Origin of the sequence: Microvirga sp. 2TAF3, assembly GCF_052114965.1 — a bacterium.
Classification (GTDB): Bacteria; Pseudomonadota; Alphaproteobacteria; order Rhizobiales; family Beijerinckiaceae; genus Microvirga.
Map to the genome: position 1 here is coordinate 56,503 of NZ_JBFRFT010000023.1, position 8,986 is coordinate 65,488.

7 protein-coding genes and 1 pseudogene are annotated in these 8,986 nt (G+C 58.8%); 5 read left to right on the forward strand and 3 right to left on the reverse strand.

The window, feature by feature from the left end; translation table 11 throughout:
- Positions 1–23 precede the first annotated feature (23 nt).
- The 3 genes from proV to AB4Y97_RS18945 all read right to left on the reverse strand — a co-directional run bounded on the left by proV (position 24) and on the right by AB4Y97_RS18945 (position 3,606).
- Complete coding sequence (gene proV, locus AB4Y97_RS18935; protein WP_442000599.1) at positions 24–1,265, reverse strand: glycine betaine/L-proline ABC transporter ATP-binding protein ProV; 1,242 nt, start codon at positions 1,263–1,265, stop codon at positions 24–26.
- Between the two features lie 683 nt (positions 1,266–1,948).
- Positions 1,949–2,209 (reverse strand): hypothetical protein, encoded by a 261-nt coding sequence (locus tag AB4Y97_RS18940; protein ID WP_442000600.1) that lies wholly within the window; start codon positions 2,207–2,209, stop codon positions 1,949–1,951.
- A gap of 503 nt (positions 2,210–2,712) precedes the next feature.
- On the reverse strand, positions 2,713–3,606 hold the full coding sequence (locus AB4Y97_RS18945; protein ID WP_442000601.1) for a LysR substrate-binding domain-containing protein: 894 nt from the start codon (positions 3,604–3,606) through the stop codon (positions 2,713–2,715).
- Positions 3,607–3,854: 248 nt separating this feature from the next.
- Between AB4Y97_RS18945 and AB4Y97_RS18950 the strand changes: the two genes are divergently transcribed.
- From AB4Y97_RS18950 to AB4Y97_RS18970, 5 genes and pseudogenes are all read left to right on the forward strand, one after another.
- The gene (locus AB4Y97_RS18950; RefSeq protein ID WP_442000602.1) at positions 3,855–5,465 is read left to right on the forward strand and encodes an ABC transporter substrate-binding protein; all 1,611 of its coding nucleotides are present in this window, start codon (positions 3,855–3,857) and stop codon (positions 5,463–5,465) included.
- A gap of 121 nt (positions 5,466–5,586) precedes the next feature.
- Positions 5,587–6,693, forward strand: coding sequence for an NAD(P)/FAD-dependent oxidoreductase (locus AB4Y97_RS18955; protein WP_442000603.1), 1,107 nt, complete (start codon positions 5,587–5,589; stop codon positions 6,691–6,693).
- Positions 6,694–6,729: 36 nt separating this feature from the next.
- Entirely contained in the window at positions 6,730–7,083 is a 354-nt protein-coding gene (locus tag AB4Y97_RS18960) for a RidA family protein (RefSeq protein WP_442000604.1), read from the forward strand.
- Positions 7,084–7,210: 127 nt separating this feature from the next.
- Entirely contained in the window at positions 7,211–8,323 is a 1,113-nt protein-coding gene (locus tag AB4Y97_RS18965) for an alpha-hydroxy acid oxidase (RefSeq protein ID WP_442000605.1), read from the forward strand.
- A 499-nt stretch (positions 8,324–8,822) separates the two neighbouring features.
- Positions 8,823–8,986: pseudogene (locus tag AB4Y97_RS18970) on the forward strand (cytochrome c oxidase subunit I); the annotation flags it as partial.

Sequence of the window (8,986 nt, forward strand, 5' to 3'; positions counted from 1 at the left end):
TATCCTTCCGGCGCTGATAATGTTCAGGCGGCGCGGTCGAGCGTCATGAGGAGGGACGATTTGGAAATAGTGCCGACATAGTGGCCCCGCGTATCCACGACCGGTACAGGCCACCGGCTTTCGGCGACGCGGCCCATGACCTGTGCCAACGGCGCTTCAGCCTCGATGGGCGTCATATCGGCCAGAAAAGCCTGCCGATAAGGATCCTGGCCGCCGGCACGGACGGCCTCCTTGAGCGACTCTGCGCTGACCATGCCCTGGTAGCGCTTGTCGCGGGCCACTACGATGGCAATATCGCGGTCGTGGGCCTGCATACGTTCGAGTGCGGCATTGATGCTGAGCCCCGCCCGGTCGATCAGGGTGATTTGGCTGAGGCGGGCGATATCGCCCGCACGGAAGACATGGGTGACATCCACATTCCGGAAGAAGGAACGGACGTACTCGTTTGCCGGGTTCATCACGATTTCTTCCGGCGTGCCCACCTGCACTACGACTCCGTCCTGCATAATGGCGATCCGGTCGCCGATGCGCATGGCCTCATCAAGATCGTGGCTGACGAAGACAATCGTGCGGCTTTGTTCGGCTTGCAGACGTATAAGTTCGTCCTGCATTTCGGTGCGGATCAGCGGATCGAGAGCCGAGAAGGCTTCGTCCATGAGGAGGATTGTCGGCTGGTTGGCAAGCGCACGGGCGAGACCGACACGCTGCTTCATGCCTCCAGAAAGCTCGTCCGGGCGGCTTGTCGCATAACGCTCGAGCCCGACGGCTTCGAGCGCCCGCAGCGCTTTCCGGTTGCGCTCCGCCTCGGGAATCCCTGCAACCTCCAAGCCAAAGGCGGTATTATCGAGAACGGTTCGGTTGGGCAGGAGCGCGAAGTTCTGGAATACCATGCTCATGTCGCGCCGGCGAAGTTCGATCAGCTCGCGCTTGCTCATGCGCGTCACGTCCTGACCGTCAATCGAGATGGATCCGAGCGTTGATTCAATCAGCCGGTTGAGCAGGCGCAACAAGGTGGACTTGCCGGAGCCCGAGAGTCCCATGACAACAAAGATCTCACCCTCTCGAATGCTGAAGCTGGCGTTGTTGACTCCGATGTTGCAGCGGGTCTCCGCCTGAACGACATCCTTGCCTCGCCCTGCCTGGATTAGCTCAATGGCGCGCGAAACGTCCGAGCCGAAGACTTTGAACACGCTACGCAAGACAATCTTTTCAGCCGGCGGGACGGTGGCATTATCATCCCGCACAATGCCATATGTTTCAGTCATTAAAACCTCATTTTTCCCTCGGTTAAGTTTAGGGATGGCCTCCACTAGGTATTTTTCTGCAAGGAGAGCAGTTATAACGGTAGAAGCGATGATATTGTCGTGTGTATATGAGGGGGGCAACACTCGCGTCTGGCGAAACGATTAGCGAATATGGTTGCTGTAAGTGATCTTTATCTAAACCGCTCAGCTCGAAAAGCCAACCCCTTTGATATGAATTGGCTAATTTCTTCGCGCGGCGGACTCTGTTGAAAGCTGCTGCGACAATATGATTCGAGTTGTGAGACAACCAGTTACGCAGTCATTCGTGCGTGACGAGAGCAGAGTTCGGCGCCTCAAAATTCTCACCAGCGCCTCGGTGATTTGATGCATTTCGTGTCGGCTGCTCTCTGCCAACTTGGGCTAACACGCCCTTCGATGATCTGCAGATGCCTATGCTGCTGGGTCGATGAGGTTGTCGCCTTTTTGCTTGGCACTATGTTGAGCGGGAGCGCACAACGATCCTTCAATGAACCTCAGCGGCATTGTAGACCAAGGGTATCGTCGACCTAACCTGAAAGTGATCGGATTTAGGCATGCATGAGAGATGAAGCCGATTGACTTCTCGTTATACCCGCCAGGTCCTGCTGCACTGTTTGCACCAGGACCCCAGATGACGAAGGGCCATTCAAGCAGAGACAGTTTGCCTACTGTCTGTCGATGATCGTGTATTCGCCATCGATCACTTGGATCGAGGATTGGCTCCGGGCCCGACGCAGCCTGCGCCGGATGTACAGCTTCAGGCCGAGGCCGACGATGAGGGCGAGGGGAAGCAGCACGAGCAGTGCGGTGAAGGCAATCAGGAGAATGGCCACTCCAGCCGAGATCAAGACGGCCAGCCTGATCGTGGAGCCCCAGAACCGCTGCGAGCCCATGATCTGCCTGAGATCATCGAGTGTTGTCCGCATCGTCGTCGCCTCCTTCGTGATCCTAAAAAATTCCTGCCGCTCGGTGGCAGCCTGCGGCGAGTGTTTAGCCCGGTCCTGGTGAAGGGACCTTGGCCGGAGCATTACAATTCGTCCATGCGCGGCGGTCCTGGTCATGACATCGCTGAAACGAAACCCGTTGTCATGGGCTCGCCAATAAGCGGGCGCATGTTGCTCATACTGAGTATACGGAGCTCACGGCGGTCCTAATCCCTCGCGAAAGCGAGGGATTATCTGGGAGCTATGGACGTGCCGGTCATGACGCATGTACCTACAAATATGGTCATGAGTGCCTCCGCAACCCGTCACGCAGTCAGTTGATCCGTCACGGCAAAGGGAGAGAAGCCGGAGGCGAGGCAGTTGAACCAACGCTTTCAAAGGTTAGTTCAGGAATACGCTGGCATTATTCCTTCAGCGGTCGGGGCCTTCTACAACAGCGGTGAAGGCCTGCAGAATAGGTCAAATTGGATCAGGAGATGGTCCGGTCACCCTTGGTGGAATGGCGCCAATGCGGCGCGAATGAAGTCGACCAGTTGCTGTGCGGCAAGGGAAAGGGGGCGCCGGCTGGATGTCAGGAGCCAGATATCCATGGATGTCTTCGGCAGCAGCGGGCGACGAACCAAACGGTCCGACGGATAGTCCACTCCGACGAAGGGCGGGAGAATGGAGACGCCGATTCCGTTGGCGACGAAGCTGCAGGCCGTCTCCGACATAGGCACTTCGATCCGGTTGCGCTTCTGTACGCCCCGCATCTGGAACGCTCGATCAATCGTCATCAATGAGCAATCATCTCTTTCCAGGGAGATGAAGGGCTCGTTCCGCAAATCCTCCACCCCGATGCAGGCCTTTCCTGCCAACGGATGCTGCGCCGGCAGGAAGCACATGAGATCAAACCGAACGACGGCCTCCGCCGTCACGTCCGGATGATCGAACGGGAGCACACTGAGGCCGATATCCACCTGTTGCGCCATGACGAGTTCTGCGATGCGTGGGGAGGCCCGGCTCTGAAGCGTTAGATGCAGGTCCCGTTGCTCGGCAAGAAAGGGGGACAGGGCCTGCGGAAGATAGCGTGTGGCCAAAGCCGGCAGAGCCGCCACTGTGACCTGTCCCCATTCTCGGTTTCGTACGGCCGCCGCCACACGCGCGATGCGTTCCGTGCCGGCGATGAGCCGCTCCACCTCCGCTGCTACAAGCCGTGCTTCCAGCGTTGGAATCAGACGCCCATTGCTGCGCATGAAAAGCTTGAAGCCGCAGCTCTCTGCAAAGCCCTTCAACAGCTTGCTGACGGCAGGCTGCGAAATGCCCAGTCTCTCTCCTGCATGCGTGACCGAGCCCGTTTCCATGAATGCATGAAAAGCTTCTATCTGCCGAATATTCATCGAAATTCCCTTACCCGTGTCAGATCGGGTCATGAATTTCAGTTATAATGGTCGGCAGAAAAGCAATTTGACAATCATATTTTGGAAATCTCTAATCCCTCCCAAGAACCGACGCCAGACGGCACGAAAGGCCGGCTGCGATCAGTGATCTGTCTTTATCAAAGGCGGCCGGCTCCCCCCGTCAAACTTGCGATCTTGGCGGGGGCTGCGTGTCGATATCAACTATAATCTATAGGGGACTCAGCGTGATGAAATCAGCGATTTCCGTGGGAGCGTTGGCGATCTTGATATCGGCCGCGTCGCCCGCTTTGAGCAGCAGCCTTGTCGTCTGCCTTGAAGGAAGCCCGGAGACTTTCAACCCGCAACTGACCAGCAACGCGACCACAAGTGCCGTCACAGGCCAGATCTATGACCAATTGGTCTCGGTCAAAGCCGGCGGCTCCGAGCTCGAGCCGAGCCTTGCGGAGAGCTGGTTCGTCTCCGACGATGGAAAGACCTATACGTTCAAGCTGCGGCGCGGGGTGCAGTGGCAATCGAATAAGACCTTCAAGCCATCGCGCGAGTTCAATGCGGACGATGTCGTCTTCAGCTTCGAACGCATGATGAATGCCAGCCATCCTTACAACAAGGTCAATGGTGGAAACTATATAACCTTCAATACCAAGCTCGCGGATGTCCTCGCCTCTGTTAAGAAGATTGACGACTATACCGTTCAATTCGTGCTGAAGGAGCCGCTGGCCCCCTTCACCGGTATCATGTCCCACCAGTCGCTCGTGATCCTCTCGGCCGAATACGCGGACCAGCTGCTCAAGGCCGGCACTCCGGAGTTGCTCGATCGGCAGCCGATCGGGACAGGCCCTTTCCAGCTCTCGGTGTATCAGACGAACGCGACGGTGCGTTTCAAGGCCTTTCATGAAACCTGGGGCGAGAAAATAAAGGATCCATCGCGGACGCCGAAGGTCGATGACCTCATCATGCCGATCTCCGCAGACGCCTCCGTTCGCCTGCAACGCGCGCAGGCGGGTGAGTGTCACATTGCCATTGCGCCTAATCCAGCCGACCGCGAAGTCATCAAGAGCAGCGCTAAGCTTAAACTCGTGGAAACGCCGGTTGCATCTTCGGGATTCCTCGCCTTCAACGTCAAAGAGAAGCCCTTCCAGGATCGGCGTGTCCGCCAAGCTCTTGCCGACGCGATCAACATGAAGAGCCTCGTCGGTGTCGTCTTCGACGGTATGGGGGCGGTGACGGGGGCTCTGATCCCGGACTCCCTGTGGGGGCACAATCCTGATTTGAAGGGCCATCCCTACAATGTCGAAAAAGCGAAGGCTCTGCTTGCCGAGGCCGGCTATCCCAACGGATTCGAGACGCAGATCTGGGCTCTTCCCGTGACGCGTCCCTACATGCCCAATGGTCGCCGTGCGGCCGAGTTGATCCAGGCGGACTGGGCGAAGATCGGCGTCAAGGCGGAAATCGTGAGCTATGAATGGGGCGAGTACGTCAAACGCGCCCGGGCGGGCGAGGCAAAGACCGGGATGTTTGGCGGCATCTGGGATTTCCCGGATCCAAGCCAGATTCCAAACAACTATTTCACCTGCAACTCGCAGGGCAAACCAAGCCCATCGAACATCGGATCGTGGTGCAACGACAAATTCAATGATCTGATCGGGCGCGCCGGACAGATAACAGACCAGAAGCAGCGTTCGGACCTCTACAAGCAGGCGCAGGTGGTCTTCAACGATGAGGTGCCAGCCGTCCTGTTCGGCAGTTCGTCGGCGCTGCTGGCCGTGGACAAGTCGGTTTCCGGTTTCGTCCCGGCCGTTTTCGGAACCAGCCGTTTCTCGGGTGTAACAGTCCCATAGCCGTATTCCATCAACACGGGCGGGCGAGGCAGAACCGGAGCGTTCGCCTCGTCCGATCTCGAATGGCCGTGCACTCCCCTCAGAATTTTGCGCGGCGTGTTTACCACTGCGGAGATTGAAGATGCGTGTTGTCGTGATTGGCGCAGGAATCCTTGGTTCCAGTGTCGCTTATCACCTTGCCATGAGGGGTATCGAAGTCGAGATCGTCGACGAAATTCACCAGGGCAAAGCCACGTTGGCCGGAGCAGGAATCGTCTGTCCATGGGCCACCAAGGCGACCGACCCTGAATGGTATGCTCTTTATGCGGCCGGAGCGCGATACTACGCCGCTCTGGTGGAAGGCCTGACCCGGCACGGAGAAGTCGAGCTCGGCTACGGGCGCGTCGGCGCGCTCGTCGTATCGGAGGATCCTAAGGAGCTGGAAGCTGCGGAGCAAAGGATTCGGGCCCGCATCACCAATGCACCTGAAGCAGGTGATGTGCGTCGGGTGTCTGCCGTCGAAGCGAAACGCCTGTTCCCGCCACTACGCGACGATCTCGATGGCATTTACATTCCCGGCGGCGCCCGCGTGAACGGGAGGCTTCTCGCATCTGCCATGACGCGTGCTGCCGTGGCGATGGGAGCCGAGCTTCGCCAAGATCATGTCTCGCTCGACTTGCAGGAAGGGCGGGTGCGGTGCCTCGGCAGCGATGGCAACGTTATCGCTGCAGATGAGATCGTCGTGACGGCCGGTGCCTGGGCCTCGCAGATTCTCCGGCCGCTCGGACTGGAGCATCCTGTTCGTCCTCAAAAGGGACAGATCGTTCATTTGCGCCTGCCTGGCGTCGAAACGCGGTCCTGGCCTGTCCTGCTGCCGATGACAAGCCACTACATGCTTGCATTCGACGATTCCCGTGTCGTGATCGGTGCAACCCGCGAAGACAATTCCGGCTTCGACTACCGAGTGACGGCAGGCGGTCAGGCCGAGGTGCTCAATGCAGGCCTTAAGTTTGCACCCGGACTGGCATCAGGGACAATTATCGAAACACGCATCGGCTTCCGCCCCGCAGGCGACAGCATCAAGCCCATCCTCGGCCGTGCCGAAGGAATCGAGGGGCTGATCATCGGCAATGCTCTCGGAGCATCGGGCTTGTCGATCGGGCCCTATGCAGGGCACTTGTTGGCCCAGATCTGCACGGGTGAGAAGCCGGAGACCGATATCTCTCCCTATGCTCCCGCTGCCGCATGAGCTGGGTACGATTCTCTTCAAAAGCAAGGAAAGACAATGACTGAGATCATCCGCCACCGAAAGCATAAGATCATGCACGGCGCCGTGGAGCACAACGGCGTTCTCTATTTCGGCGGGCATGCTGCCAACGATCTGTCTCAAGGTATGGCAGATCAGACCCGGGAGGTGTGCGCCAAGCTCGATACGTTCCTCCGTGAACTCGGCTCCGACAAGACGAAGATCATCGCTGCACGGATTTACCTGAGCGACATGTCTCAGAAGGAGGAGATGAACAAGGCTTGGCTCGAATGGATCCCTGAGAACGAACTTCCGTCGCGGGCGACCATCGGCGTTGCAAGTCTTGGCGATCCTAATCGTCTGATCGAAGTGATCATCACCGCAGCACGGTAACGAGGCCCGCGGTCGGTTCGGTGATGGGGCTGGCTGGCGGCATTACCCTGCCGGCAGCCGCGCCTCCGGAGCCGTTCCCGCGGAGGATTGTCTCTCTCGATCCTGCACCGTCCTTAGGAAAACAGATATGACAGGCAAAGCCGGCCGGATCGATGACCGTTATTCAACCGATGAGAAGTACACGACTTTGCGCGGTATCCATCGCGACGCCCGACGGCATCTGTCGGAAGCCGAGTGGAACTACCTGTGGTGCGGTACCGGCGACGAGGTGACGCTCAAGGACAACGTTGCGGCGTTCGACCGTTATCGGTTCGTCGCACCGCTGTTCGCAGGGATCGACTATCCTACGACCCTGACCAACGTTCTGGGATTCGATCTGAGTTTTCCCGCTTTCATCGCCCCCTTCGGTGGAGAGGTGGCGTTTCATCCGGAGGGGCACCGGGCCATCGGACGTGCGGCAGAAGCAGTCGGCATTCAGCAGATGGTGCCGGTCGCCGCGTCATACCCGCTTGAGGACATTGCGGCCGCTTCCTCCGTGGCGTCGGTGTTTCAGATAACCTTTGTCGGCGATGAGGGAGCCGTCCTTGACCTCATGGAGCGGGCCAAGGCGGCGGGTTACAAGTACATCTGCGTGACCTATTCCCCCATCCGGCAATGGCGTGAGCGGATGATGGAGGACCGTTTCTCTATCCGAGGCGAAACCGGCCCGGCTAATTTTGGACCGGGACGATCCGACCCGGCCGCACTCGTCGAATTGCTGGACTTCACGCAGCCACGCTGGAACTGGCAACAGGCGAAGCGCGCCATTGCTCGCGCACCTCTGCCCTGCATCGTTAAAGGCGTCATGAGTGTCCAGGATGCCCATGCGGCGCTCGATGCTGGCGCGGTCGGGCTTTACGTATCCAACTACGGTGGCCGCACGGTTGACCGGACCCCCGCCGCTCTGGACGTCTTGCCGTCCATCCGCAGAGCGGTAGGACGAGAGATCCCGATCATTTTCGACTCGGGGGTACGCCGGGGCAGCGACATCGCTACGGCCCTCGCGTTGGGCGCGAATGCGGTGGCGCTTGGACGCCTGATTGCTCTCGGACTGGCGGCAGATGGTGAGCACGGTGTGCGCCGCACTCTCGAACTGTTGCAGCGCGAGTTCTGGACGACCCTCGGCCATTTGGGCTGCTCGAAAGTCGCGGATCTGAGCGATGCGGTTCTGTATCAACCCGAGCAGTCGCTGACACGCTGAATAACGATATTTCCCATTCATTAGAGTACTCTTGGGGAGATTGACGTTGCCCGTCAGCTCCCTCTCATCTCTACGAGAGAGCGGCTTCAATCGGCGATGAACCGCCTGCGTCCTTCATCATCCGGGACGGCAAGAAGCGCAGGGCTGATGCCGATAGGACGGGCGATCCCGGTCTGGATGATCGAGGTTGTTCCCTCGGTCCCGGAAGGGGGCCCTCCGCCAAATCCGAAAAGAAAGCCTCCCGCTGCGCTCCTGTCTGGCCGCGGGCCGACAGGAGCGTGCGCGGCGCTTCAGGAGTAGCCAACTGGACGCTGAGCCAAACGGTCGCGGGTGCGAAATGTCCGTTTCGTCTCGTGCGCCTCAGTCGCGCCCCAATCAGATCGGCTTCAATTATACAGATTCAGTACTGAAGCAGGACAACTCGGCGCGGTTCCTAACAAGCAAGGGTGTCTTGTATTGTCGCGTTCCTGTGCCCGAAAGCTCTTCTTGGAGGCTGTCCATGGCGAATGCGGTGGATGCCGCTCACGCGGATCACCCCGAGGTTCCGACCTTCTGGCGCCGGTGGTTCTATTCCACGAACCACAAGGATATCGGCACTCTCTACTTCATCTTCGGCTTCACGGCGGGTCTCGTCGGCGCGTTCCTGTCGATCGCGATGCGCCT

Excerpts from the sequence above, each read along its gene's own strand:
- proV (WP_442000599.1), bottom strand. The coding sequence starts at position 1,265 with ATGACTGAAACATATGGCATTGTGCGGGATGATAATGCCACCGTCCCG.
- AB4Y97_RS18940 (WP_442000600.1), bottom strand. The coding sequence starts at position 2,209 with ATGCGGACAACACTCGATGATCTCAGGCAGATCATGGGCTCGCAGCGG.
- AB4Y97_RS18945 (WP_442000601.1), bottom strand. The coding sequence starts at position 3,606 with ATGAATATTCGGCAGATAGAAGCTTTTCATGCATTCATGGAAACGGGC.
- AB4Y97_RS18950 (WP_442000602.1), top strand. The coding sequence starts at position 3,855 with ATGAAATCAGCGATTTCCGTGGGAGCGTTGGCGATCTTGATATCGGCC.
- AB4Y97_RS18955 (WP_442000603.1), top strand. The coding sequence starts at position 5,587 with ATGCGTGTTGTCGTGATTGGCGCAGGAATCCTTGGTTCCAGTGTCGCT.
- AB4Y97_RS18960 (WP_442000604.1), top strand. The coding sequence starts at position 6,730 with ATGACTGAGATCATCCGCCACCGAAAGCATAAGATCATGCACGGCGCC.
- AB4Y97_RS18965 (WP_442000605.1), top strand. The coding sequence starts at position 7,211 with ATGACAGGCAAAGCCGGCCGGATCGATGACCGTTATTCAACCGATGAG.